The 24,719-nt window shown below is 71.0% G+C and carries 18 protein-coding genes and 2 pseudogenes; 12 read left to right on the top strand and 8 right to left on the bottom strand.

The window, feature by feature from the left end; genetic code table 11:
* The first annotated feature begins 86 nt into the window (after positions 1-86).
* Positions 87-2,252 (top strand): alpha-galactosidase, encoded by a 2,166-nt coding sequence (locus tag AB0F38_RS21985; RefSeq protein WP_361895876.1) that lies wholly within the window; start codon positions 87-89, stop codon positions 2,250-2,252.
* 348 nt (positions 2,253-2,600) lie between these two features.
* Here AB0F38_RS21985 and AB0F38_RS21990 read toward each other — a convergent pair whose 3' ends face one another.
* Positions 2,601-4,160, bottom strand: coding sequence for a DUF1254 domain-containing protein (locus AB0F38_RS21990; protein WP_361895879.1), 1,560 nt, complete (start codon positions 4,158-4,160; stop codon positions 2,601-2,603).
* Positions 4,161-4,689: 529 nt separating this feature from the next.
* On the opposite strand from AB0F38_RS21990, the gene AB0F38_RS21995 reads away from it, so the two are divergent.
* Positions 4,690-5,964, top strand: coding sequence for an LAETG motif-containing sortase-dependent surface protein (locus AB0F38_RS21995; RefSeq protein ID WP_361895882.1), 1,275 nt, complete (start codon positions 4,690-4,692; stop codon positions 5,962-5,964).
* A 147-nt stretch (positions 5,965-6,111) separates the two neighbouring features.
* Here the strand turns inward: AB0F38_RS21995 and AB0F38_RS22000 are convergent.
* Positions 6,112-6,186 (bottom strand): annotated as a pseudogene (locus AB0F38_RS22000) (VOC family protein); the annotation flags it as partial.
* A gap of 690 nt (positions 6,187-6,876) precedes the next feature.
* Here AB0F38_RS22000 and AB0F38_RS22005 point away from each other — a divergent pair.
* Together AB0F38_RS22005 and AB0F38_RS22010 are read left to right on the top strand one after the other, a co-directional pair.
* The gene (locus AB0F38_RS22005; RefSeq protein WP_361895885.1) at positions 6,877-7,047 is read left to right on the top strand and encodes a hydrophobic protein; all 171 of its coding nucleotides are present in this window, start codon (positions 6,877-6,879) and stop codon (positions 7,045-7,047) included.
* A 344-nt stretch (positions 7,048-7,391) separates the two neighbouring features.
* Positions 7,392-7,745 carry a PRC-barrel domain-containing protein gene (locus tag AB0F38_RS22010; protein ID WP_361895889.1) on the top strand — a complete coding sequence of 118 codons (354 nt, stop codon included), beginning with the start codon at positions 7,392-7,394 and terminating at the stop codon, positions 7,743-7,745.
* Positions 7,746-8,091: 346 nt separating this feature from the next.
* Here the strand turns inward: AB0F38_RS22010 and AB0F38_RS22015 are convergent, their stop codons facing one another.
* The gene (locus AB0F38_RS22015; protein ID WP_361895892.1) at positions 8,092-8,577 is read right to left on the bottom strand and encodes a MarR family transcriptional regulator; all 486 of its coding nucleotides are present in this window, start codon (positions 8,575-8,577) and stop codon (positions 8,092-8,094) included.
* Between the two features lie 96 nt (positions 8,578-8,673).
* Here AB0F38_RS22015 and AB0F38_RS22020 point away from each other — a divergent pair, with 96 nt between their 5' ends.
* The 4 genes from AB0F38_RS22020 to AB0F38_RS22035 all read left to right on the top strand — a co-directional run bounded on the left by AB0F38_RS22020 (position 8,674) and on the right by AB0F38_RS22035 (position 13,273).
* Positions 8,674-9,855: a PP2C family protein-serine/threonine phosphatase gene (locus AB0F38_RS22020; RefSeq protein ID WP_361895895.1), complete on the top strand. Its 1,182-nt coding sequence runs from the start codon at positions 8,674-8,676 to the stop codon at positions 9,853-9,855.
* Positions 9,856-10,158: 303 nt separating this feature from the next.
* Positions 10,159-11,769 carry a SpoIIE family protein phosphatase gene (locus AB0F38_RS22025; protein ID WP_361895898.1) on the top strand — a complete coding sequence of 537 codons (1,611 nt, stop codon included), beginning with the start codon at positions 10,159-10,161 and terminating at the stop codon, positions 11,767-11,769.
* A complete protein-coding gene (locus tag AB0F38_RS22030) occupies positions 11,766-12,863 on the top strand; it encodes a cobalamin-dependent protein (RefSeq protein ID WP_361895901.1) in 1,098 nt (365 codons plus the stop codon). The genes AB0F38_RS22025 and AB0F38_RS22030 overlap by 4 nt, the downstream gene beginning before the upstream one ends.
* Entirely contained in the window at positions 12,860-13,273 is a 414-nt protein-coding gene (locus tag AB0F38_RS22035; protein ID WP_361895904.1) for an STAS domain-containing protein, read from the top strand. Before AB0F38_RS22030 ends, AB0F38_RS22035 begins: the two co-directional genes overlap by 4 nt.
* Before the next feature lie 247 nt (positions 13,274-13,520).
* Here AB0F38_RS22035 and AB0F38_RS22040 read toward each other — a convergent pair whose 3' ends face one another.
* From AB0F38_RS22040 to AB0F38_RS22055, 4 genes are all read right to left on the bottom strand, one after another.
* Entirely contained in the window at positions 13,521-14,795 is a 1,275-nt protein-coding gene (locus tag AB0F38_RS22040; RefSeq protein ID WP_361895907.1) for a family 16 glycosylhydrolase, read from the bottom strand.
* Positions 14,796-15,373: 578 nt separating this feature from the next.
* Complete coding sequence (locus AB0F38_RS22045) at positions 15,374-16,414, bottom strand: NAD(P)-dependent alcohol dehydrogenase (RefSeq protein ID WP_361895910.1); 1,041 nt, start codon at positions 16,412-16,414, stop codon at positions 15,374-15,376.
* Positions 16,415-16,887: 473 nt separating this feature from the next.
* Positions 16,888-18,999, bottom strand: coding sequence for an MMPL family transporter (locus tag AB0F38_RS22050; RefSeq protein WP_361895913.1), 2,112 nt, complete (start codon positions 18,997-18,999; stop codon positions 16,888-16,890).
* A 119-nt stretch (positions 19,000-19,118) separates the two neighbouring features.
* Positions 19,119-19,613, bottom strand: coding sequence for a helix-turn-helix domain-containing protein (locus AB0F38_RS22055; RefSeq protein WP_361895916.1), 495 nt, complete (start codon positions 19,611-19,613; stop codon positions 19,119-19,121).
* Between the two features lie 38 nt (positions 19,614-19,651).
* Between AB0F38_RS22055 and AB0F38_RS22060 the strand changes: the two are divergent.
* The 4 genes and pseudogenes from AB0F38_RS22060 to AB0F38_RS22075 all read left to right on the top strand — a co-directional run bounded on the left by AB0F38_RS22060 (position 19,652) and on the right by AB0F38_RS22075 (position 23,830).
* Positions 19,652-20,393: pseudogene (locus tag AB0F38_RS22060) on the top strand (sporulation protein).
* A 138-nt stretch (positions 20,394-20,531) separates the two neighbouring features.
* Positions 20,532-20,768, top strand: a complete 237-nt coding sequence (locus AB0F38_RS22065) for a twin-arginine translocase TatA/TatE family subunit (protein WP_361895919.1) — start codon at positions 20,532-20,534, stop codon at positions 20,766-20,768.
* Positions 20,769-20,942: 174 nt separating this feature from the next.
* Entirely contained in the window at positions 20,943-22,454 is a 1,512-nt protein-coding gene (locus tag AB0F38_RS22070) for an SDR family oxidoreductase (RefSeq protein ID WP_361895922.1), read from the top strand.
* On the top strand, positions 22,451-23,830 hold the full coding sequence (locus AB0F38_RS22075) for a deoxyribodipyrimidine photo-lyase (RefSeq protein ID WP_361895924.1): 1,380 nt from the start codon (positions 22,451-22,453) through the stop codon (positions 23,828-23,830). Before AB0F38_RS22070 ends, AB0F38_RS22075 begins: the two co-directional genes overlap by 4 nt.
* Before the next feature lie 22 nt (positions 23,831-23,852).
* On the opposite strand, the gene AB0F38_RS22080 is transcribed toward AB0F38_RS22075, so the two are convergent.
* On the bottom strand, positions 23,853-24,695 hold the full coding sequence (locus AB0F38_RS22080) for a DUF1206 domain-containing protein (protein ID WP_361895926.1): 843 nt from the start codon (positions 24,693-24,695) through the stop codon (positions 23,853-23,855).
* Positions 24,696-24,719 lie beyond the last annotated feature (24 nt).

The raw sequence follows: 24,719 nt of genomic DNA on the forward strand, positions 1-24,719 counted from the left end.
GACCTGACCGTGGTCGATCCGGCCCGGCTTCCGCCGCGGACGGCTTCCTCCCACCCCCATTCCTGACCGATCGAAAGCGTACGCACGTGACTACCGACAGTTCTCCCCGCTTCCTCCATTTCCGTGCAGGAGGCACGAGCCTGGTCCTCGACTGCTCCGGTCCCCGCCTCCCGCGGGTACTGCACTGGGGAGCCGACCTCGGAGACGTGGAAGGGGACGCACCGGGCGGCACCGGCGATCTCGCGTCCCTCGCCGCGGCGGGCGTCGCGGAGCTGGGCACCAGCGTGCCCGACGTCCCGGTCCCCGTGAGTGTGCTGCCCGAGCAGTCGGCGGGCTGGCTGGGCACGCCGGGGCTGTCCGGTCACCGCGAGGGCGCCGACTTCTCGTGTTCCTTCACCGTGCGGGAGCTGCGGTTGCCCGCCCCCCGTTCGCTGACGGTCGAGGCCACGGACGAACAGGCCCGGCTCCACCTGCGATGGGAGCTGGAGCTGACCTCCTCCGGTCTCGTCCGCCAGCGTGCGCTCCTGACCAACCGAGGTGAGGGCACCTACACGCTGGAGGCGCTGCAGCTCGCCCTGCCGGTGCCGGCCCACACCGCCGAAGTACTCGACCTGACCGGCCGCCACCTGCGGGAACGCTCTCCGCAACGGCACGAGTTCACCCTCGGCACCCATCTTCGGGAGAACCGTCGCGGCCGTACCGGCGTCGATGCGACCCTCGTCCACGCGGTGGGTGAGCGGGGTTTCGGCTTCCGCGGCGGCGAGGTGTGGGGCCTGCACGTGGCGTGGAGCGGCAACCACCGCTCGTTCGCCGAGCGGACGAACTCCGGCGTCTCGCTCCTGGGCGGCGGTGAGCTGCTCCTGCCGGGCGAGGTGCGCCTGCGGCCGGGCGCCACGTACGGGACCCCGTGGATGTACGGCTCGTACGGCCGGGGTCTGGACGACATGGCGGCCCGCTTCCACGCCCACCTGCGGCAACGCCCCCACCACCCCGCCACACCGCGGCCCGTCACGCTCAACACCTGGGAGGCGGTCTACTTCCGGCAGGACCTGGACACTCTCGCCGCCCTGGCGGACGCGGCGGCGGAGGTGGGCGCCGAGCGGTTCGTGCTCGACGACGGCTGGTTCCGCGGACGCCGCGACGACCGGGCCGGGCTGGGCGACTGGTACGTGGACCCCGAGGTCTGGCCGCGGGGACTGCACCCGCTCGTCGAACACGTCCGGTCCCGGGGGCTCCAGTTCGGCCTCTGGGTCGAACCCGAGATGATCAACCCGGACTCGGACCTGGCCAGGGCCCATCCGGAGTGGATCCTGTCCGCGGCCGGGCGCATGCCACCGGAGGCCCGGCACCAGCAGGTGCTCGACCTGGGCCGCCCGGAGGCGCACGCGCACGTGCTCGACCGCCTGGACGCCCTGGTCACCGAATACGCCGTCGACTACCTCAAGTGGGACCACAACCGCGACCTCGTCGACGCGGGCAGCGGTTCGCGCGGCGTCGGCGGGGTGCACGCGCAGACCACAGCGGTGTACGCCCTGATGGACGAACTGCGCCGACGCCATCCGGCGCTGGAGATCGAGTCCTGCTCCTCGGGCGGCGCCCGCGTGGACCTCGGAATCCTCGAACGCAGCGACCGGGTGTGGACGAGCGACTGCATCGACGCCCTGGAGCGGCAGCAGATCCAGTGCTGGACGGGCCTGCTGCTGCCTCCGGAGCTGATGGGGGCGCACGTCGGCGCCCCCGTCTCGCACACCACGGGCCGCACGCACGGTCTCGACTTCCGCGCCGGCACCGCGCTCTTCGGCCACATGGGCATCGAGTGGGACCTCACCCGGGCGACGCCCGGGGAACGCCGGCGGCTCGCCGAGTGGATCGAGGTCCACAAGCGCCTCCGCCCGCTGCTGCACGGCGGGACGGTCGTCCACGCCGACCATCACGACCCCGCGCTGCTGGTGCACGGCGTCGTGGCCCCCGACCGGTCCCGTGCCGTCTACGCCGTGGTGCAGACGGCGACGAGCGTGCAGGTCCCGGCGGGGCGCGTGCGCCTGCCCGGCCTGGCGCAGGACGCGCGCTACACCCTCGCGCCGCTGCCGCCGGGCAACGAGTTCCGGGGGCCGACGACGAGCCCCCTGCCCTGGTGGACGCCGGAAGGTGTCACGCTGCCGGGCCGCGTCCTGTCCGTCCTCGGCGTCCAGGCCCCCACCCTCCATCCGGAGAGCCTGGTACTGATCGAGGCCCGGCGGATCGCCCCCTGATCGTCGGCCGCCGGGGCCGGCCCAGAGGTGCCGGTGGAGCCGCCGAGGCCGTTGGGGACGGAGAACGAACCGCCCCGGCTCACCGCCCATCGCGGATTCCGCGACCGTTTCCCTGACCGGGATCTCGGCCGGCCCGCGAACGGCCGGGGCCGTCCGCTTCCGCGCGGCATGGATCCGGGTGAGGCGCTCGATCGCGTGGTCCTGCGACGCAAGGAGGTATCACCGGGGGCCGACGGCACGGTCGTGCCGACGGCGCCCGGGCTCGGTGCCACGCCGACGCCGACGCCGGCGGGCAGGACGTGACCGGGCCGGTGCGGGCGAGGACGCCCCCCGGTCTGCCCGGCGCGATCAGTCCACCGCCTCGATCTCGCCCGGCCGCCAGGTCTTGTCGAAGAACGGCCGCAGAGGGCTGTAGAGCCGCAGGACCACGAACCACCCCCGGCCCGGCGGGGTCTCGATCCAGTTGCCCTCCGGCACGCCGTCGGGCCGGCCGGGCCCGAAGTGCACCGTGGTCGTGCCGTCCGCCCCGGCCACCGCGGCCGGGCTCGGGTAGGCCTGGCTGCCCGCCCGGGGGAACCGGCTCGGGGTGTCGATCATCGATCGCGTCTGGTTGTCGTAGACGGTGCACGACCAGAACCGGGCGGCGGGAATGTCCGGCGGAAGCACCAGCCGGTAGTGCCTGCCGCCATCGAGGGCCCCGCCCTCCTGGTCCGCGAACGAGAACACGTACTGCGAGCCGACACCGGTCAGCCGCGTGGCGAACGTCGGGCTGATGCCCACGGCCAGGTACCACCACCAGGACCGCATGTTCAGCTTCCGGGCGCCGGTGCTCGGACGAGGCTCGACGCCGCTGTCGGTGATGTCCGCGGGCGGGGTCATGAAGTCGTAGCCGGACGCGAGCAGGCCGTTGACCCACCGGGAGGACGCACCGTAGAAGTGCGCCGCCTCGGCCGGGCGCGGACGGCAGGCGAGCGTGCGGGCCGTGGCGTTCCCCACCGCGGCCGCTTCGGTGAGGATGTTCCGCATGCGCGCGTCCGGCTGGAAGGACTCGCCCGCGACGATCCCGACCGCGGCCAGAGGACCGGCGATCTCGGGATCGAGAGCCTCGGCCGGCTGATCCTGCACCAGCTCATTCGCGAAGTCGAAGTACGTCGCGTCCGCGGGCGGAATCGTGTTCACCGGGAGTCCGGAACCCTCGACGAAGCGCGGCGGGCCGGCCCGGTGCAGCGCGTCCGTCCAGGTCTCCGCGGTCCATGGCAGTGGCGGGGCCGTGCCCCCGCTGACGATCTCGGCGACACTCGTTCCGTACAGCCCCGGGACGTAGCGGTGGATGCGCAGCCCCTCCTTGACACGGTCGACCGCCGGCGTCGGGTCATCGCCCTCCAGGAACGCCCGCCCGCCCAGGAGCAGCCGCGTGGTGCGGACGTGGTGCGTGAAGAACCCTCCTTCGGGAAGCGGACCTTCATAACCCGGCGGGACGAAGAGGTAGGCACCGCCCGCCCCGCGATCGGGTCCGGGCATCCCGGGGTCCGTGACCCAGCGGAACCACATGTCATTGACGAAACTGAGGGCACCGGGCGGCATCTCCACCACCACCGGCCCCTCGGTCAGGTCGAGGAACGTCGAGAAGTAGACGGTGTCCGCGTTCCCGGTCAGCAGCAGCGTCCCGGCGTCCATGAACTGCGAGAAGAGCAGGACGTCATGGTCCTCGACCCCCGCCGCGAGGAAGCCCCTGCGCACCGCCCACGCGCTGACCCCGGCGTACGCGTCGAGGAACGCACGCTCGGCGTGCGCTTGGTCCAGATGGTCATAGATGCGCCCGGCGGTCTCATCGGTGGGCATGCCCAGCGGAAATTCCAAAGTGCCCAGGTGCGTCTCGACCCGCTCGGGAGTCGAGATCGACTCCATGACCTGTGGTGGGATCTGTGCGGCTTGCCGCAAGGGACCGCTCCGGTCTCGGGAAGACGGAAAGGCGTCCCCTCGACCATGATCCCTGCCTGCCGCAGACCACCACTTCACCTGGGCCAACAGGGTGCCTCCGAGGTGAGCGGTGCGTGGGCATGGCTTGCGGCGAGGTTCACGGCGAACTGACGCCGGTGGACACCCGCCTTCAGGTGTGCGGGATCGCCCCCTCCACCGACCGGGACGAGCCGCGTCCCGGCCCGCCGGAACCGATACGCCCGTAGGCCGATGCCTGCCGCCCGGACGCCACGCTTTCCGGCCCCCTGTGGCATTCCTCACAGCGAAAGCAGAGGGAGTGAAAGCAACTGCACCTTTTCGTCTTCTCTGTCCGCCCCGGGGTCGCGAGGTCCGCCGGAAGGGGTGAAGAAACCGTGACAGCCGACCGCCGTCCCGGCCATACGATCACCCCAAGTCGCATCTGCGTGTCCCATTCCGCTGCGACCTCTTCTCTTCTTTCGGACCTCGAAGGGCTTTTGTGAAGATTCGCCGGATTCTTGCCACAGCTGTTGCCTCCGCAGTGACCACGCCTGTCCTCCTGCTGTCGGTCACCCCCGCGTTCGCCGACGACAAGCCGGCGGCACAGGCACAGGAGAAGCCGTCCATCGCGGAGCTGGAAAAGGCCGCCGCCGCAGCGAAGGCGGCGTACGACGACGCCGTGGCGGCCGAGAGTGCCGCCTACGCGGCTCTGGAAGCGATCCTGTCCGACACCGCTCCCCTGGCCGTGGCGGCCAAGGCCGCCGAGGCCGCCGCGGCGGCGGCCGCCACAGCGAAGACCGACGCCGACCAGGCGGTCGTCGACGCCGAGGCGGCGGTGGACGCGCTCCCGGAGACGGCCACCGAGGAGGAGAAGAACGCCGCGGCGACGACGCTCGCCGAGGCGGAAGCCGCCGCGACAGCGGCCGGTGAGGCGTTGACCGCCGCCGACACCCGGCTCGCGGAAGCCCTGGACGCTCGCGACGACGAGCGGGTCGCCGCAGCCCGGACCCTGCACCAGGCGCAGAAGGCCACCGAGACGGCGCTCGCTGACAAGACCGCCGCCGACGAGGCGCTGGCCGAGGCGAAGGAGGAGGAGGATGAAGGCGGCGAGGACTGCGTCCCCGAGGCCAAGCTCACCACGGTCGTCACGGGTCTGCCGTCCACGGTCGTCGCCGGCACGAAGGTCAGCTTCAGGCTCCGGGTGACCAACGGCACCGACAAGACGATGGACGAGGTGCTTCCGTTCGCCTACGTCCACGCGACCGACCGGAGCGGGCTGAACGACATCGACGACCTGGTGCACCTGCAGTGGTCGTCCGCCTCGTCCTCGACGTGGAAGACCGTCGACAACGAGCACTACATGGACGCCATCAGCCCGCTGAAGGCGGGTGCCCACGCGGACGTCAAGATGCGTCTCACGATCGACGCCTCCGCTCCCGCGGGCAACGGCGTCACCTTCGTCGCCGGTGACTACTTCAACGACAACGGCACCTGTGGCGGGAGCCCGGATGTCGAGGGCTACGAGTTCCTGATCGCCGCCGCGGGCAGCAAGCCCGGCAAGGTCGACGACGCCAAGCCCAGCACGACGGAGCCGAGCACCTCGGACCTCAAGCCGCAGAGCGGCGCGTCGGCCGGTCCCGTGGGCGGCAGCCTCGCCGCCACGGGCTCGTCCTCCGCGACGTCGCAGCTCGCCCTCGCGAGCGGCGCGGCCCTGGCGATCGGCGCGGGCGCGGTGTTCGTCGCACGCCGTCGCGAGGCCGGATCCCACGCCTGACGCACAGGCCGGGGTGCCGACCAGGCACCCCGGCCCGCCCGCCGGCCGCGCAATGGGCCCGACACCGCCGCCTCGGTGTCGGGTCCATTGCGCTGCGCGGGTGCACCGCATGATTCCCTGGTTCGGTGGCGGTCGCTTCGGCGGCCTTCAGCCGAGCTGCTCGGCCAGTTTGACGATGATGCCTTCGGGGCCGCGGACATAGCAGAGCCGATAGCTGTCCTCGTGATGCGACCACGGTGGCCGTATCCACCCCTGGGACGGAGCCGCCACGCCGCTTTCGACCCTCCCCGGCCACAGCAAGCCGCTCATCCGGGCTGGCGAGGGAGCATGGGCGCCGTAACCGAGTTCCGCGGACAAGAAGCGGAGAAGGAAAGCGGCTGGAGCCACATGGGGCTCGTCGCGCGGATGCCGTATTCCCTTCCGGGCGTCGGCACGACGGTGCTGGCCGGAAAGCCCCGGTGGCCGATGAGCGCGCCGATCGGGCCGTCGGAAGCGCGAGCATCCTCCGGGCGCTGTCCGGCAGTTCGGGTACGGACGCATCACCCCTGCGGTTACTCGTTCGCCGAAAAGGGGTGGAATTCATGGAATTCATATGGGCCCACATCGGGGACGGCGGTGAGCGCCGGAGGATTCGACGGATCCGGACCGATGGCAAAGAACACGGTGACGTCGCTTTCCTGACATGCCGTCGCCCTTCGGATCGCGTACGGATCACCGACGCGTACCCGAAGGTCATGTTCCGAACCCACGGGCATCCGGGCGGCCGGGCCCTTCGCATGTGCTTCTCCACCTGCTGACAGATGTCGTCGGGGAACACGGGTGAGGCTCATCGTCCGCGGCCGGCGCAGACACGAAGACGTGAGGAGTGAAGCCGGGACGCCCGGGCACATGAGGCCTCGGAGGTTGATAATCATGGTCCCCGTCATTCTTGTTCTTCTGCTCGCCCTGATCCTCTTCGGTGCCGGTTTCGCACTGAAGGCCCTGTGGTGGATCGCCGTCATCGTGCTGGCGGTATGGCTGCTCGGCTTCGTGATCCGTCCCGCAGCAAGCGGTGGCAAGCGCGGCCGCTGGTACCGCTGGTAAAGAGACCTGAACAGCACAGTCGATATGCGGGTGGGCCGCGGCGAACCGTCGTCGCGGCCCACCCGCGTGTCGACTGCCGGTCCCATCGATTTCCTGCGCGTAGCAAGGAACGGGAAGTAAGGGTGGGCGAGATCATCGGCATTCGGGATACGTGGCTGGATGCACTGACGGCAACCGTGGTCTCCGGGGCGACGCACCCTGTCGCCTTAACTTCCACCGCGGGAATGTGTGGGGCCCGTCATCCAGGGCAGGCGGTGTTCCGAGAGCGCGTCGACGGATTACCGGAGGCGCCGATCCAGCTTCACGCGAATGTGGAGCAGCAATTTCGATGAGGGAGCCGTTTTATGAGTGACAGCATCTGGGGCTACCAGCCGACCGCCGGCCACACCGCGGGAACCGACCTGATCGGCTACAAGGTCGAGGCCACCGACGGCAGCATCGGCAAGGTCGACAAGCACTCGGACGACGTCAACTCCGCGTATCTCGTCGTCGACACCGGTGTCTGGATCCTCGGGAAGCATGTTCTGCTGCCCGCCGGCACCGTGCGCGCTGTTGACCAGGCCGAGCGGAAGATCTTCGTCGACCTCACCAAGGACCAGATCAAGAACTCACCCGAGTTCGACAAGGACAAGCACGTGGGCGACTCCGGGTACCACGAGCAGGTCGGCGGCTATTACACCAGCCACCGCCGCCCCTGACCCCCAGCGCCACCCCGGAAGTGGGGGCCGACCGGAGTCTCTCCGGTCGGCCCCCACCTTTCGTGGGCAGCCTGACCCGTGACCGCTGTAGCCGGGACGCGGACTCCGACGAGATCCAGGATGGTTCGCCTTGCCACCGGCAGCGGGGCCGAGTGCCCCGCCCGATGCCGCCGGCCCCGGAGCGGCCACCGCCCAGAACCATTGCGCAGTGTGGTCCAGCACCCGTCGCCAGCTCACCGAACCGCCTGCGCGGCACACCCCCACACACGGCACAAGCCCGCCGAGCACTCCCGCCGCCGGGCGGGCGTTCCGGCACCGATGCCGGAGCCTCGCTTCGGCGGGGTTTTCAGGCGGTGCGCTCGTGCAGGGGCTGGAGGGGTTCGGAGACGGCGTCGCTGAGTGCGGAAAGTCCGGTGACCAGGGCTTGACGGTCATCAGGAGTCATGCGGCTCATGGCCTGGGACAGGGCGTACTCGCGGCGACGCCGGATTTCCCGCAGATGGGCGGAGCCGGCGTCGGTGAGTTCCAGCTGGATCTCCCGGCGGTCCTCGGGACGGGGAACCCTCCGGAGGAAGCCGGCGGCCTGGAGGCGGTCGCAGAGGCGGGTGACGGAGGGGGCGGCGATCGACAGGTGGTGGCGCAGGGTGCTGAGGTTGATGCCGGGTTCGCGTTGGATGATGTACATCACGCGTGTCTGCGCGGTGGAGACGGGAGCCGTGGTGAGAACGTCGCGGCCGCGCTCCCAGGCGATTTCGAGGAGTTCCAGGGCCTGGGTCACTTCCGGATGGGCGTCGGGCGCCCGCGGGTGGAAGGCGGAGGGGTCCTCGCGCATGTGACACTCCCGTTGGGCATTTTATGCCCGTTCCGGCTGGTCGAAGTGAGCAGTCGCATAGATGAAGATATGTCAGGGAAAGCAGGGCCAGTACAGGTGGAGAGACCCAGTGCAGTCGATCGCGTTCTGCGTGAGGCCGCACCACATGAGATTTTCGACGTCCTTCGTGCCCTGATCGAGCGGCGCCATCACGCCGTGACGGTGGAGCTGCTGATGGCCGACTACGCCATGACGAAGCTCCAGCCGGTCGGTGTCCTGCCGCGAACGCGTACGCCTGTGCCGGTGCACGACTCCGCTGCGGGTCGCGCTTTCGGCACCCAGGAGCCGCACTGCGTTCAGGACGGCTCCGCCTCTACCGTAACGGTCCATCTGCCCGTCAGCGTCCGGGGTGACCGGCTGGGCGTGCTGAGCGTCACACTGCCCGCCGGTGAGGACGGGCTGAGGGAGGATGCGAGGGATGACCTTCAGCAGTGCGCGGATGCGCTGGCGCACGCGATCGTCGTAGCTGAGCGGGACACCGATCTGTTCCTCCAGGCCCGTCGGGCCGAGCGGCTGACCCTGGCTGCCGAGATGCAGTGGCAACTGCTCCCCGGCCGGGCGTCCGCCCGGCCCGAGTACAGCATCGGCGCCCAGCTGGAGCCCGCCTACGCCATCTTCGGGGATTGCTTCGACTGGTCGACATCGGCCGACGATCTCACGCTGACGGTCAGCAACGGTATGGGCGAAGGCATCGACGCCGCCCTGCTCACCAACCTCGCCGTCAACGCCCTGCGCAACGCTCGCCGCGCCGGGCTCAGCCTGGCGGACCAGGCGTTCCTGGCCGATCAGGCCGTCTACGGCCAGCACCAGGGACGTCAGTTCCTGTCCACGCTGCTGCTTCGTTTCCATCTGCCGACCGGGAATGTGGAGATCATCGACGCCGGGTCCCCGCGTATCTGGCGGCTGCGCCGGGAGGTCATCGAGCCGATCGAGCTCGAAGCGCAGATGCCACTGGGCATGTTCGAGGACACGTCCTACAGGTCGCAGCACTTCACGGTCGAGCCCGGAGACCGGCTGCTGTTCATCAGCGACGGCGTCTACGACGCCTTGTCGCCCTCGGGCGAGAAGTACAGCCTCCACGCACTGGCCAGGGCGATCACCAGTACGCGCCTGCTGCCCGCGTCGCAGGTACCGAGGACGATGCTGCAGGAGCTGCTGGGGCATCGCGGCGCAGGTCCGGCCGCAGATGATTCCCTGGTCGTCTGCCTGGACTGGCACGGCCGCCCGGCCGCGGACTGAACCGGGTGTTCGGTGGATCCATCCCGGATGGCGGTCGTCGGGACGGGCGACATGACCTTTCGGTGAAGGTTCCGAAACCATGCCGTGTGCCCGCGTCGGAGCATGGCGTTCCTCGGTGCCCCGACGCGGGTCGTGGGTTGCTATTGGGAGCGCGCCTGCGAGATGGTTGCCGCAAGGTAAGTAATTTCTTCCAGTTGGAAGGTGGTGCGGCTCGCCGTAGGCGGGTCCCCCCTCATGGCACCTCCCATCAAGGGAAACTCCGTCACGAAGACTCAGAAGCGTCGTGCGTCCGACGTCTGGGGCATGGCCCCGTGCCCCGTGATCGAGGCCCACGCGGACGGCACCGTCATCGAGTTGAACCCCGCGGCCGCACTCCTCCTGGACGGCGTGCTACCGGGGGCCCGCATGGCGGACGCTGTCCCGGCCTGGCTCGCCCGGGCCCACCACGAGGCGGTCGTACACGCCACGCCTCCGGGCCAGGACCCTCGGAGCGGCGAAGCGCTGCCTCCGGTGTCGGGGCGGATCGAGGCGCACAGCTTCGAGGCACATCCCACACGGGGCGAGGACGGTAGCGTGATCTGGTGGCTGGTGGAGGACACCGGCCGGCGGCGCGCCGAAGAGGCCCTCGCCGCGGAGCGGGAGCGCACCACCTTCCTCGCGGAGGCGTCAAGTGTCCTGTCGGCTTCGTTGAACACCGACAGGTGCATGCTCACCACCGCGCAGCTCGCCGCGGAGTACCTGGCGGACGCGGCGGTCGTCGTCGCCCCCGCGACGGGTCAGAAGCTGCCCGTCGCGCACGCCGTCGCGGACCAGGCGGCCACCCGCGGCCTGATCGTCGCGAGCCCGTCGCAACTGCCCGGTCTGAGCGAGGCGCTGCAGGGGTTCCCACCCGTGCCCTCTCGCTGGATAGACCCCGCGTCCCTGCCCGAATGGGTGGTTCCGGCCGGCTACGAAGGCGTCATCAGGTCGGTCGTCATCACCCCGCTGCCCGGTCACGGGATGCCCGCCGGCGCGCTGATCCTGCTGCGCGGCAGCGGGCAGTTCAACGAGAACGAGGAGACCTTCGCCCGCCTGTTCGCCGCGCGGGCCGGTGCCGCCCTGTCAGCTGCCCGGATGTACGCGGAGCAGAGCAGCATCACCAAGACCCTGATGCGTGACCTGCTGCCGCCGCAGCTGCACCGGATCAACGGGGTGGAGTTCGCGGGCGGCTACCGGCCCGCCGGTGCCAGGGAACGGGTGGGGGGCGACTTCTACGACGTCCACCCGGGGAGCACGGCGTCGGACGCGTCGCTGGTGGTCCTGGGTGATGTCTGTGGCAAGGGCCTGGACGCGGCCGTGCTCACCGGCAAGATCCGCAACACCCTGCAGGCTCTCGCACCCATGGCCGAGGACCACGAGCGGATGCTGCAACTCCTCAACGGGTCCCTTCTCAACTCCCACCACGCCCGCTTCGCGACGATGGTCATCGCCTCGGTACGGCGGTCGGAGAACGTGGTGCGGCTGCGCCTGACCTCGGCCGGACACCCCCCGCCCCTGGTGGTGCGGGCCGACGGCCGGGTCGAGGAGGTCCGTACCCTCGGCACCCTGATCGGCGCCCTCCCCCACGTCGAAGCCCGCACCGAGGAGATCACCCTGCAGCCGGGCGAGACCTGTCTGCTGTACACCGACGGGATCACCGAGGCCCGCGGCGGGCCGCTCGGGGACGAGATGTTCGGCGAGGACCGTCTGAGACAGGCACTGTCGGAATGTACGGACATGCCCGGTAAGGCGGTCGTCGAGCGCATCCAGATGCTTGCCTCCCAGTGGCTGCGCGACGGCAACCACGACGACATGGCTGTGGTCGCGATCACCGCGCCCCGCACCCAGCACCTGAGCGCGGTGAACGGCCACACCCGGGGCAGGTACACCACATGACTGTGTGCACCACCGCTGGAGGAGACGACCTGCAGGCACTGCGTGACCGACTGTGGACCACGGTGACCCGACGGGACGAGTTCGCCGCCGCGGACCTGATCCTCGCCGCCCTGGACGACGGCATGCACCCGGAGACGGCCCTTCTGGACGTCATCGCCCCGGTGCAGATGAAGGTCGGCGCGGAGTGGGCGGCCAACCGTCTCAGCGTGGCGCAGGAACACGCCGCCAGCGCGATAGCCGAGCGCGTGGTCGCGGCCCTCGCCCACCGCACCACCATCCGGGCCGTACCCCGGCTGGGACGGGTCACGGTGGCCTGTGTGGAACAGGAATGGCACGTCCTGCCGGCCCGCCTGCTCGCCGAGGTCCTCACCCTGCGGGGCTGGCAGGTGGACTTCCTCGGCGCACAGGTACCCACGGCGCACCTCGTCTCCCACCTGCACGACAGCGGTGCGGACGTGGTCGCTCTGTCCTCCTCCTTGCCCACCCGGCTGCCCGCCGCCCACGGAGCGATCGCCGCCTGCCAGTCCGTGGGCGTCCCGGTCCTCGTCGGCGGGGCGGCCTTCGGAGCCGACGGCCGCTACGCACGACTGCTGGGCGCCAACGCGTGGGCTCCTGACGCCCGGACAGCCGCCCGGCAGCTCGCGGACGGGATTCCCGAACCCGATCTGGCAGCCGGACGGCTGCAGGTGGACGACCTGCCCCACCTCGCCGACCAGGAGTACACCCTCGTCGCCCGCTCCCGGGGACAGCTCGTCAAGCAGGTGCTGACCGACCTGGAGCAGCGCTTCCCGGCGATGGCGGCCTACACCGATCAGCAACGCGAGCACACGGCCGAGGACATCTCCCACCTCGTCGAGTTCCTGACCGTCGCCCTGTACACCGACGACGACGACCTGCTCACCACCTTCGTGACCTGGACCGCGGACGTCCTCACCGCCCGACACGTCCCCGCCCGGTCCCTGCACCCGGCCCTCGACGTCCTGAGGACCGAACTCAAGGACTTCCCCCGATCCAACCGGCTGCTCGAACGGGCGCTCGTCGCCCTGGATGGCAACCTGGCAGCCACCGGCCGAAACCCCGGAGCTCTCACATGACCGCGATGCCCCGCCCCTCCTTCACCCTCACCGTTGAAGCCGGCCCGGGCACGGCCCATCTGCACCTCACGGGTGATCTGGAGTACGACACCACCGACGAACTCCTGGAACGCGCGGACAGGTGTCTCGCCGAGCAGCCACGGCTACGCGAACTGCGTCTCGACTGCACCCACCTCCAGCTGTGCGACTCGATGGGCATCTCCGCCTTCATCCAGATCCAGCGCACCACCAGCGCCCGCGACGTACGGCTCCATCTCGACAACCCCCCGCCGTTCCTCGCACGCATCCTGACCATCACAGGGGTCGACAAGCTCTTCTCCCCCGACCGGGAAGACCAGCGAGCCGACCAGACACGCGCCGAGAAGGGTCCCTCGCCCGCCGGTTCCCCGCTCAACACCCCCTCGGTCTGACGAGCGCGGAATCACCGAACGGGCCGACCCCGCTCAGCCCCAGCATCGTCACCGGCGGGATCAGCGGCCGTGTCGCGAGCCGCTTCACGGGTAGTCACCAGGCCGGCCACGCGAATCGGCGGCTCGCCGGCCGTCAGCCGGCCCGTGTTCCGGACGGCTGACGGCCGGCGGCGCCGAAGTCGAACGTCGTGACCGTCCACGGTCCACGGTGAGTCCAAGGGCGGCGGCCTTGCCGGTCAGGCCACGGTCATCGCGTCACCGTCCACTTCTGGTTCGCGGCTCCGGTGCACGTCCAGATCTGCAGCCGGGTGCCGTTGGCGGAGCTGCTCCCGCTCGCGTCGAGGCACTTGTTCGCCTGGGGGTTGACGATGTCCCGGGCCGCGGGGACGGCCCATTGCTGGGCGGCGCTGCCGTTGCAGTCGTAGAGCTGTACGGGCGTTCCGTCCGCCGTGCCGCCCGAGGCCACGTCCAGGCATTTTCCGAGCGCGCGGACGGTGCCGTCGGAGCCGACCGTCCAGCGCTGGGCGGCGGAGCCGTTGCAGTCGTAGAGCTGTACGGGTGTGCCGTTGGCGCTGTTGGCCCCGGCCACGTCCACGCACTTGCCGCCGATGCCGGTGATGGGTCCGCCACCGCCCGGCTGGCCGCTGTCGGTGCTGACACGGACGTAGTCGACGAGGAGCTGCTGCGGGAAGACCGTGTTGCCGTCGGGGTCCCCGGGCCAGTAGCCGCCGACCGCGAGATTGAGGATCAGGAAGAAGGGCTTGTTGAAGACCCACTGCCTTCCGCCGAGGTCCGCGGGGGTACGCCGCTGGTACACGGTGCCGTCCACGGACCAGGTGATCGCGTCAGGGCTCCAGTCGACGGCGAAGGTGTGGAAGGCGTCGGCGAACACCTGACCGCCGGGCAGGGTGTACCCGGCACCGATGCCTCCGGAGCCGGAGTATCCGGGGCCGTGCAGGGTTCCGTGGACCGTGGAGGGCTCGAAGCCCACGTTCTCCATGACGTCGATCTCACCGGAGTTGGGCCAGCCGACCTGGCCGATGTCGTTGCCCAGCATCCAGAACGCGGGCCACATGCCCTGGCCGCGCGGGATCTTCATCCTGGCCTCGACGCGGCCGTACGTCGTGGTGAACCTGCCGGCCGTGTTCAGCCGTGCGGAGGTGTACTCGCACCGCCCGTACCAGCACTGGTAGTTGTCGGGGTTCTCCCGGCGGGCGGTGATGGCCAGATGGCCCTGGCCGTCGAGGACGGCGTTGCGGTTGCCCGCGGTGTAGTACTGCCGCTCGTGGTTGTTGACGTTGTCGCCGGTCTCGATCTGCCATTTGGAGCCGTCGACGGCGGCACCCGCCGGCCCGTCGAACTCGTCGGAGAACGTGACGGCGGCTGCCGCGGCGGCGGTGGACGCCGACGGCTTGTCCGCGGGCGGGGGTGCTCCCTGCGCCAGTCCGGTGGACAGCGTCGCGAGGGCGAGGACCGAGACGAGGGACGAAAGCAGTCGCCGGGGAAGGCGTGAAGCGTCCATGAGTCTCCCTTCGAGGAGCGTGTGGGGGCACTCCCTCAGGGCATGCACATGTCATGCATGAGGGTGCACGCCAATTCAGGCAATGACGGCGCTGACCAGGATCAGGCAGAGACAACTCACCCCGGGAGGGGCTTACTTCACTACGTGATTTAAGAAGTGAACGTCAACCCTGTCAAGGGTTCGGTCTGGACCGGACTCATGAACGAAAGCCCCGCCGGCCCACGTCGACGCATGGGGGTTCCGCGGTGCGCCGCCGGGGCGGGCTCCACCTGCGCGGCTCCGGCCGACCCGGTGGTCCGCGCGGCCGACCGGAGCCGGACCGGCCGGACGACCGGCATCACCGCCGTCATGCACACCGCCTCGTACCGTCGGGTGGCCCCCGGCACCACACGCGGGAGGACGAGGACCGTCACGCGTCCGATGCGGGCGAACCGACCGGGACGGCAGCCCGGTTCGGCAGCCCGGTTCGGCACCGCCTTGCGCCACACCCCCGCGCGACGCCCGGGCGGTCGAGAACGGCGACCGCCCGCGGGTCGTCCCCGTTCGCGGCGGCCCGCGGCCGGTCCGGTGCTGCGCCCTCAGCCGTTGGGCAGGATGACCGCGCGGCCGTTGATCCTGCCGGCGTGCAGCCGCTCGTAGGCGAGCGGGGCCTCGTCGATGGAGTACGTCTCGACGTGCACGTCGACCGCACCGGCGTGGGCGAGCTCGATCACCTCGGCGAGCTCCCGGCGGGAGCCCCAGTACGGCGCGGTGACGGACGTGGAGAACGGCAGGACGCCGAAGCCGACGGGCAGCGTGCCGCCGCCGATGCCGACGATGGTGACGTCGCTGTCGATGGAGGCGACCGCACCTGCCGTCCTGACGGTGGGCTCGGCCCCGACGAAGTCGAACACGACCCTGGCGCCCGTGCCTCCGGTGAGCGCACGGACCTTCGCGGCCGCGTTCTCGTCGGAGAGCACGGTCTCGTGGGCGCCGACCGCACGGGCGAGGGCGAGCTTCTCGTCGGTGACGTCCAGGGCGATGACCCGGACCGCGGTCATCGCGCGGAGCAGCTGGATGGCGACGTGGCCGAGGCCTCCGGTGCCGATGACCACCGCGGTGGCGCCGGGCAGCAGCTTCGGCAGCGAGCGCTTGATCGCGTGATACGGAGTGAGACCTGCGTCGGTCAGCGAGACGGTCTTGACGGGGTCCAGGTCGCCGATCGGCGTCAGATGACGGGCGTCGTCGACGATCATGTATTCGGCCATGGCACCGGGGTTGCCCAGCCCGGGCGGGTTGATACCGAGCTCGGCGGCGCGCAGGCAGTAGTTCTCCCTGCCCTCCGCGCAGTTGACACAGGTGCCGCAGCCCCAGGGCCCGTAGACGGCCACGGGGTCGCCCACCGAGACGCCCTGGGCTCCTTCACCCAGCACGGCGACCGTGCCGACGCCCTCGTGGCCGAGGGTGAGCGGCAGCTCGTAAGGCAGTTCGTCGGCGGACCAGCTCATCACGGCGATGTCGGAATGACACACGCCGGCGGCGGTGACCTTCAGCAGGATCTGACCTGGCCCGGGTACGGGCTTCGGGATCTCGACGACCTCGGGGGCGGCGCCGACTGCGCGGTACTGGACGGCTTTCATGGCTCTCCTTCGTTCTCCGTTACTACCTTTGTGACCCTCGTGGTTCCCGTGCGCCACTCGGGGCTCCGGACGCGGAGCAGCCGCCGCCCACCGGGTGGTGGCCGCCGTGCATGAAGGAAGGGGGGTGGAAGAGCGGAAGGCCCTGAGCTCGGCGACGTCCCGTGACGTGCCGGGGCGGACCGCTGAGGACGGGGAGACCCGGGAAGTGGCGGCCGACGATGCGCGTGTCCTCTGCCGCCTGCGCGCTTTCCTCGACCCACACATGGCGCAGCCTTCGGTCGGGCACCAGCCCGAGCACGGCCCGCGACGACGCGTCCCCAGTCCTGCGCGTCGTGCGGCCGCGCCGTTCGGAACCGTTCCCTGTCCGGTCCCTGGACGGGTCGCGCACCTGGAAGTGTCCCGGTGCGACTCATGTCGCACCGGGACACTTCATCGGCATGCAGCCTCACGGATCCCCCCGGGGCACCGCGGCCTCAGGAGACGGGGTGCTCCGCCTTCACCTCCGGCTCCCGGCTCAGCGCGCCGGGCCACCACGCGACGCGCCCGATGTCCCTGACCAGGGCGGGCACCAGGAGCGAGCGGACCACGAGGGTGTCGAGCAGTACGCCGAAGGCGACGATGAACGCGATCTGGACCAGGAACGCCAGCGGGATCACGCCCAGCGCGGCGAAGGTGGCCGCCAGGACGACACCGGCCGAGGTGATGACCCCGCCCGTGGTCGTCAGCCCGCGCAGCACGCCCTGGCGCGTTCCGTGGATGAGGGACTCCTCGCGGACCCGGGACATCAGGAAGATGTTGTAGTCGACCCCGAGGGCGACCAGGAAGACGAATCCGTACAGCGGCACGGAGGAGTCCGTGCCGCTGAACCCGAACACGTGCTGGAAGACCAGTGCCGAGATCCCGAGGGTGGCCAGGAAGTTGAGTGCCACCGTCGCGACGAGGAGGAGCGGCATCAGCAAGGAGCGGAGCAGCCCGATCAGGATGACCAGGATGATCGCGAGGACGACCGGCACGATGAGGACGCGGTCCTGCTCCGCGGTCTTCTGGGTGTCGTACTGCTGCGCGGTGTAGCCGCCGACCAGCGCGTCAGCGCCGGGCACCGCGTGCACCGCGTCGCGCAGGCGCGTGACGGTCTCCTTGGCGGCGTCGCTGTCGGCCGCGCTCTTCAGCGTGGCGTCGATGCGGACCCGGCCGTCCACGACGAGCGGCTCCCCGTCCCCCGGGCGTCCGGAGACGGTCACCACGGAGACGTCCGCGACACCGTCGACCCGCGCGGCCGCGTCGGCCACCTTCTGCGACTGGGCGGCGCCCGCGATCACCACGGCGGGATTGCCCGAGCCGCCGGGGAAGTGCTCGCTCAGGGTCTGCTGGGCGGCGACGGACGGTGCGTCGTTGACGAAGATCTCCTCGAGGGGCACGCCCTTCGAGTTGAGCGTCGGCATGAAGGCGGCACAGGCGAGCAGGCCGACCAGGGTGACGCCCCACACCTTGCGCGGGGCCCGGTCGACGAGGGCGGCGATCCTCGCCCAGATCCCCGTCGAACCCGATGCGGCCTCACCCTCCTTGGGCTTGGCCGGCCAGTACGCGGTCCTGCCGAGCAGGACCAGGACGGCGGGCAGGAAGGTGAGCGTGCTCAGGACGGCGCAGACGATACCGATGGCGCCCACCGGCCCGAGCGCACGGTTGTTGGTCAGGTCGCTGAGCAGCAGGGCGAACAGCCCCAGGGCGACGGTGGCGGCACTGGCGACGATCGGTCCGGCGGACTCGCGCAACGCGGCACGCATCGCGGTCCAGCGGTCCAAGTGGCGCCCCAGTTCCTCGCGGAACCGCGCGGTGAGCAGCAGGGCGTAGTCGGTGGCGGCCCCGATGACGAGGATCGACAGGATTCCCTGGACCTGACCGTCGACCCGGACGATGTCGTGGTCGGCGAGCACGTACACGATCGCGCAGGCCACACCGAGGGAGAAGACGGCGCCGATGATGATGATCAGCGGCAGCAGCACGCTCCGGTAGACCAGCAGCAGGATGACCAGCACGGTCACGAGGGCGACACCGAGCAGTAGGCCGTCGATGCCGGCGAAGGCTTCGGAGAGGTCCGCCTGGCTGGCGGCGGGGCCGGCGACCTGGGCCAGCGTTCCGGGTACCCGGTCGGCCGCCTTCTGGACGCGCGCGAGCGTGTCGGGGAGTGCGTCCCCGAGGTCCGATTCCAGTTGGACGATGCCTTCGAGGGCCTGGCCGTCCGCCGAGGGCAGTGCCGGGGTGACCTCGCCCGCCACCCCCGGTCCACCGTTGAGCGAGGCCAGGGCCGCCGTCGCCGCCTGCCGCTGCTCCGGGCCGAGCTCCGCGCCGTCCTTCTTCGACGTCCAGACGACGATGGCCGGCACGGTCTCCTGGCGGCTGAACGCCTTCTGCTCCTCGACGACCCGGGTGGATTCGGCGCTCTGCGGGAGGAACGAGGCCTGGTCGTTGGTGGCCACCTCGCCGAGCTTCCCGGCGTACGAGCCGAACGAACCGCCGACGGCCAGCCAGATGACGACGAGGAATACGGGGATCAGCCAGCGAACCGGCTTCGATGCGATGGGCATGGTGCTCCCGGGTCGGGGGAAACTAATTCAATCATCGAGTATCTCAATTATTGAAATATATTAGCGCTTCTCCATCCCACTGCCCGGCGCCAGCCCGGCCATGACACGGCGGAGGAGGTTCAGCGCCCGGGGGGCTGCATCCGGGTGAGTTCCGCGTTCATCCGGGCGAGGAAGCGCAGCGCGGCAGCCAGCTCCTCCGGTTCGGACGAACGGCGGGCCCCCGACGCCGCTTCGGCGAGGGGCATGAAGAACGAGCGGGCGGCGGTCCTGGCCGTGGGCTCGTAGTGCAGGTGCACGACACGCCGGTCGGCGCTGTCCCGTGAGCGCCGGATGTGACCGGCACGCTCCAGCCGGTCCAGACAGGCGGTGACCGCACCGGACGTGAGACCGAGATGATCGCGCAAGCGGCCGGGGGTCAGCGGCACCTGCGCGTCCAGGATCGCCGCCAGCGCCTGGACGTCCGTGGCGTGCAGCCCCTGGGTGTGCGCGAAGGCGTGCACCAGACGGTTGATCTCGCCGTTCATACGGCGCAACTGCACCGCCAGGGCCTGGAGCTCCGGGACGGCGGACGCGTCGGCGCGTGATCCCTCGCGAGCGTCGTCTGCACTGTCCACCGCACCATACTAGGGCGTTCGCCCTCCATCCCCCCTCTATGCTTCTACAGTTATGTAGAGACGCGATGAAGCTGCTCGGCTCGCTCGGCCTGAGCGGTCAGGTCCGGCTGAAGGGAGGCGGCGCCGACTTCACCATCGAGCACGTCGCGCTGGAGCTCGTCGCCCGCGTCGAGGCCCAAGGGTGCCCTGGACCGGCTCATCGTGGAGCCCCTGCCCGCCCAGGAGGCCGTCCTCGAAGCGCTCGGGCAGCTCGGCTTCGGCTTCAGGTCCGCCGATCTGGAGCTCGGACACATCCGCGGCACCGGCCAGCGGTTGCCCGTCTACCAGGAGATCGAGCTCTCCCCCGCACCGCGGTACGCACACCAGGTGAACGAGGTCGAGCTGACCTTCCTGGCCGGCCCGGGCGGCCTGGAGGTCGTCCTGGAGGCGGACAAGCGGGGCGGGCTCCTCTCCGGAAGCGGGGACACCGTCGGCCGCTTCACCGTCGGGCATCACGAGGTCCGGGGGCGCGACTGGGACGCCGAGGTCGACGCCTGGATCCACTCACTCTCCGAAGCCCGTGCCTCGTACGGCGTCCCGGGGACGTACGGACACGGCGACGGACACGGTCACGGCCCCGAGCACCGCTCCGGACCCGGCATGGGCGCGGTCGTCGCCGCCGGGGCGGCCGGTCTCGCCGTCGGCGTCGTGGGTGGAGCGGTGGCCGCCGAAGTCGTCGACGAGGTGGGCGACTTCTTCGGGGGCGACGAGGGCGAGGACGAGGAGAGCGGCGAGGACTGAGGTCCGGCCCGAAGGACGCGGCAGGGCCGAGGCGCCCTGCCATCATCTACTACAGTGCCGTAGATTCGGCGTGGCGGTCCCGGGACACCGCGGACCGCCACGCACAGCCGAGCCGGCCGGTCAGGGAGCGCAGACGTCATGTTCGGAATCAGCGAGATCGCGATCTTCCTCGTCATCGTCATCCTGATCTTCGGCGCCAGGAAACTCCCCGAACTCGCCCGTTCCATGGGCAAGTCGGCCCGGATCCTCAAGAGCGAGGCGCGGGCCCTGAAGGCGGACGGCTCCTCCCCGGTACCGGCGGGACCGACGCGGCCCGGGGCGGACACCCCCCGCGTCATCCGGGGTACCGCCACGGAGAAGCCCGAGTCGCGCTGAGGGCCCGCCCGCTCTCGCGTCTCACTCGCCCGGCCGCACCGCCGAAGCGCACCGGCCGCGCCGGGCGGTGCTTTCCCGGCGGCACCCGGTGCCCCGCCCGGCGACCCCGACAAGCGGAACGGCCCGCGGGGGGACACCGTGGACGAAGGACATCCGAGCCGGATCGGAGAGGCCATGGAGAGCACGAACGACGACGACGGGCTGCGGTGCCTGGTGACCGGAGCGACGGGGTACATCGGGGGCCGCCTGGTGCCCGAGCTCCTGGACGCCGGCCACCGGGTGCGCTGCCTGGCGCGCAGCCCCGAGAAGCTGCGGGACTACCCCTGGGCCGGCAGGGCCGAGGTGGTCAGGGGCGATGTGACCGACGCGGAGTCCGTCGGAGCGGCGATGCGGGACATCGACGTGGCCTACTACCTGGTGCACGCCCTGACCAGCGGGCCGGGCTTCGAGGAGACGGACCGCACGGCGGCCAGGATCTTCGGTGAGCAGGCGCGGGCGGCCGGGGTCCGGCGCATCGTGTACCTGGGCGGGCTCACCCCCGCCGACGTCCCGGAGCGGGAGCTGTCGCCCCATCTCCGCTCGCGCGCCGAGGTCGGCCGCATCCTGCTCGATTCGGGTGTGCCGACGACCGCGTTGCGTGCGGCGGTCATCATCGGCTCCGGTTCCGCGTCGTTCGAGATGCTGCGCTACCTCACCGAGCGGCTGCCGGTCATGGTCACCCCGAGCTGGGTGTCGACACGGATCCAGCCGATCGCGGTCCGGGACGTGCTGCGCTATCTCGTGGGCAGCGCGCACATGCCCGCCGAGGTGAACCGCACCTTCGACATCGGCGGACCCGACGTCCTCACGTACCGGGACATGATGCAGCAGTACGCGCGGATGGCGGGACTGCCGCAGCGGCTGATCCTGCCGGTGCCGGTACTGAGTCCGGGGCTGTCCAGTCACTGGATCGGTCTGATCACGCCGGTGCCCGCGTCGATCGCCCGCCCGCTCGCGGAGTCCCTGCGCTTCGAGGTGGTGTGCCACGAGCACGACATCGCGGACCACGTCCCGGACGGACCGGGGCAGCCCTTCTCCTTCGGGACCGCCCTCAGCCTCGCCCTGCAGAGGGTGCGCGAGGCGAGGGTGACGACCAGGTGGTCCTCGGCGTCCACCCCGGGCATCCCCAGCGATCCGCTGCCCACCGACCCCGACTGGGCGGGCGGCAGCCTGTACACGGATGTGCGCGAGCTCGATGTGGATGCCTCGCCGGACGCCCTGTGGCGGGTCATCGAGGGAATCGGCGGTGAGAACGGCTGGTACTCGCTCCCGTGGGCGTGGGCGGTCAGGGGCCGGCTGGACCGGCTGGTCGGCGGGGTGGGTCTGCGCCGGGGACGGCGGGACGCACAGCGGCTCCGGGTCGGCGACTCGCTCGACTTCTGGCGGGTCGAGGAGATCGAGCCCGGCCATCTGCTGCGACTGCGCGCCGAGATGAGGCTGCCGGGTCTGGCCTGGCTGGAGATGTACGCGGAGAAGGGCGAGCACGGCAGGTCCCACTACCGGCAGCGCGCCGTCTTCCACCCGGCCGGCCTGCTGGGCCATGCGTACTGGTGGAGCGTGTCGCCGTTCCACGCGTTCGTCTTCGGCGGGATGGCACGCAACATCGCACGGGCGGCGGGCCGCGAGGCGGCCGGTGGTGCCGCATGACCGTCTCGGTCGTCCTGTTCACCTCCGATCTGCGGCTGCACGACCATCCGCCGCTGCACGCGGCCCTGGCATCGGCGGACGAGGTGGTCCCGCTGTTCGTCCTGGACGACGCCATCGAGGACGCCGGTTTCCCCGCTCCCAACCGGCGCGCGTTCCTCGCCGACTGTCTCCGGGACCTGGATTCGGGGCTCCGCGACCGCGGGGGACGCCTGGTGATCCGCCCGGGAGACGCGGCGGCCGAGGTATGCCGGATCGTCTCCGAGACGGGTGCGGGTGACGTACACGTGGCTGCGGGTGTCAGCGGGTACGCCCAGCGACGCGAGGAGCGGCTGCGCGGGGCGCTGGCTTCCCAGGGCTGCCGGCTGCATGTGCACGACGCGGTGATCACCGCCGTCGCACCCGGTGCGGTGACCCCCTCGGGTGCGGGCAGGGACCATTTCGCCGTGTTCACGCCGTACTTCCGCCGCTGGTCCGGAGCGCAGCTGCGCACTCCCTTCGGCGCGCCGCGCGCTGTGCGCGTCCCGGCGGGACCCGGGTCGGCGGAGCCGCCGTCCCGGGCGGGGATCTCAGGGGTGTCACGGGGGCTGGCCGAGGGCGGGGAGAGCGAGGGCCGCAGGAGCTTGACCGCGTGGCTCCGGCACGGGATCGGGCGGTACGAGGAACGCCACGACGATCTCGCCGGGGACGCCACCTCGCGCCTCTCCCCCCACCTGCACTTCGGCACGCTGTCCCCCACCGAGCTGGTCCACCGGGCCCGCCCCGCGGGCGGCCCGGGTGCGGAGGCCTTCGTACGGCAGCTGTGCTGGCGGGAGTTCCACCACCAGGTCCTGGCCGCCCGCCCGTCGGCGGCCCGCTCCGACTACCGCTCGCAGCGGGACCGCTGGCGCACCGCGGAGTCGGCGGCCGACGACCTCGCGGCCTGGCAGGCGGGCCGCACCGGATATCCGCTGGTCGACGCCGCCATGCGCCAGCTGCTCCACGAGGGCTGGATGCACAACCGGGGGCGGCTGCTGGCCTCCAGCTTCCTCGTCAAGACGCTGTACGTGGACTGGCGCGTCGGTGCGCGCCACTTCCTGGATCTGCTGGTGGACGGGGACATCGCCAACAATCAGCTCAACTGGCAGTGGATGGCGGGGACGGGCACGGACAGCCGCCCGAACCGGGTGCTGAACCCGGTGCTGCAGGCGAAGCGGTACGACCCGGACGGCGCGTACGTACGCCGCTGGGTGCCCGAGCTCGCGGGGATCGACGGCGGTGCCGTCCATGAGCCCTGGAAACTGCGCGCCGCGGAGCGGGCCCGGTGCGACTACCCGGAGCCGCTGGTCGGTCTGGCCGAGGGGCTGGCCCGGTTCAGGGACGCCCGCGGGCTCGACTGAGCCGGTCCGGTGCGGCTGCCGTTCAGACCTTGCGCCAGCGGGCGTTGGCCCAGGAGAAGGCGCCGAAGGCGGCCAGGCCGAGCGCGATCAGTGCGAGCAGCCAGGGGCCCGCCGGGGTGTCGGTGAAGGAACGCAGGGTGTCGTCCATGCCCTTGGCGCGGCCCGGTTCGTGCTGGACGGCAGCGGCGACGGCGAACCCGCCCGCCGTCGCGAAGACGATGCCGCGGACGCCGCCGCCGAAGACGCCGGTGAAGTCGACGGCCCGACGGACCCGCTTCGTCATCTCGGACATCTTCAGGTGCTTGCGGTACTTGCGCATCACGGCCCGGACGGCGATCCAGAGCCCGGCGCCGACGACCGCCGCGCCGGCGATCCCGACGATCCACTGGCCGCCCGTCCATTGGAGGGCCCGTGCGGTGACGTCGTCGGTCTGCTTGTCGCTCGATCCGCTGCCGCTGCCCTGGTCGCCTGCCGCATAGGAGAGCACGGAGTACGACACGAAGCCGTAGAAGAGGAAGCGACCGGCGGCCATGGCCCGCTTGCCCGGCTTGTCGCCGTCGGGGCCCGCCTGGCCGAAGAGTGCCTCGGACAGGCGCCACAGGGCCATCCCGGCGAGTGCCACTCCGAGCACCCACAGCAGGACGCTCCCGAAGGGCTTCCCGGCTATCTCGGCGATGGCGCCGCCGCGGTCGGCCTGCTGCCCGCCGCTGTCGGAGAACGCGATGCGCAGCGCGAGCACTCCCACCAAAAGGTAGATCACCCCGCGCGCCACGAATCCGGCCCGGGCGCCGGCGGCCACGGTCTTGCTGTTCGCGGCTCTTCGCGCGGTACCACGTCCACCTGTCGACAACACGTTCGTCTTCATGCACTGGCGGCTGCCCCCGAAGCG

Source organism: Streptomyces sp. NPDC025273, from assembly GCF_040638585.1.
In the GTDB taxonomy this organism is placed as follows: domain Bacteria; phylum Actinomycetota; class Actinomycetes; order Streptomycetales; family Streptomycetaceae; genus Streptomyces; species Streptomyces cinereorectus.

Bases quoted from the DNA above. Each gene is read 5' to 3' on its own strand.
- AB0F38_RS22040 (WP_361895907.1), bottom strand. From the start codon at position 14,795: ATGGACGCTTCACGCCTTCCCCGGCGACTGCTTTCGTCCCTCGTCTCG.
- AB0F38_RS22080 (WP_361895926.1), bottom strand. From the start codon at position 24,695: ATGAAGACGAACGTGTTGTCGACAGGTGGACGTGGTACCGCGCGAAGA.
- AB0F38_RS21990 (WP_361895879.1), bottom strand. From the start codon at position 4,160: ATGGAGTCGATCTCGACTCCCGAGCGGGTCGAGACGCACCTGGGCACT.
- AB0F38_RS22010 (WP_361895889.1), top strand. From the start codon at position 7,392: ATGAGTGACAGCATCTGGGGCTACCAGCCGACCGCCGGCCACACCGCG.
- AB0F38_RS22070 (WP_361895922.1), top strand. From the start codon at position 20,943: ATGGAGAGCACGAACGACGACGACGGGCTGCGGTGCCTGGTGACCGGA.
- AB0F38_RS22005 (WP_361895885.1), top strand. From the start codon at position 6,877: ATGGTCCCCGTCATTCTTGTTCTTCTGCTCGCCCTGATCCTCTTCGGT.
- AB0F38_RS22030 (WP_361895901.1), top strand. From the start codon at position 11,766: ATGACTGTGTGCACCACCGCTGGAGGAGACGACCTGCAGGCACTGCGT.
- AB0F38_RS22065 (WP_361895919.1), top strand. From the start codon at position 20,532: ATGTTCGGAATCAGCGAGATCGCGATCTTCCTCGTCATCGTCATCCTG.
- AB0F38_RS22025 (WP_361895898.1), top strand. From the start codon at position 10,159: ATGGCCCCGTGCCCCGTGATCGAGGCCCACGCGGACGGCACCGTCATC.
- AB0F38_RS22045 (WP_361895910.1), bottom strand. From the start codon at position 16,414: ATGAAAGCCGTCCAGTACCGCGCAGTCGGCGCCGCCCCCGAGGTCGTC.
- AB0F38_RS22050 (WP_361895913.1), bottom strand. From the start codon at position 18,999: ATGCCCATCGCATCGAAGCCGGTTCGCTGGCTGATCCCCGTATTCCTC.
- AB0F38_RS22075 (WP_361895924.1), top strand. From the start codon at position 22,451: ATGACCGTCTCGGTCGTCCTGTTCACCTCCGATCTGCGGCTGCACGAC.
- AB0F38_RS22035 (WP_361895904.1), top strand. From the start codon at position 12,860: ATGACCGCGATGCCCCGCCCCTCCTTCACCCTCACCGTTGAAGCCGGC.
- AB0F38_RS22015 (WP_361895892.1), bottom strand. From the start codon at position 8,577: ATGCGCGAGGACCCCTCCGCCTTCCACCCGCGGGCGCCCGACGCCCAT.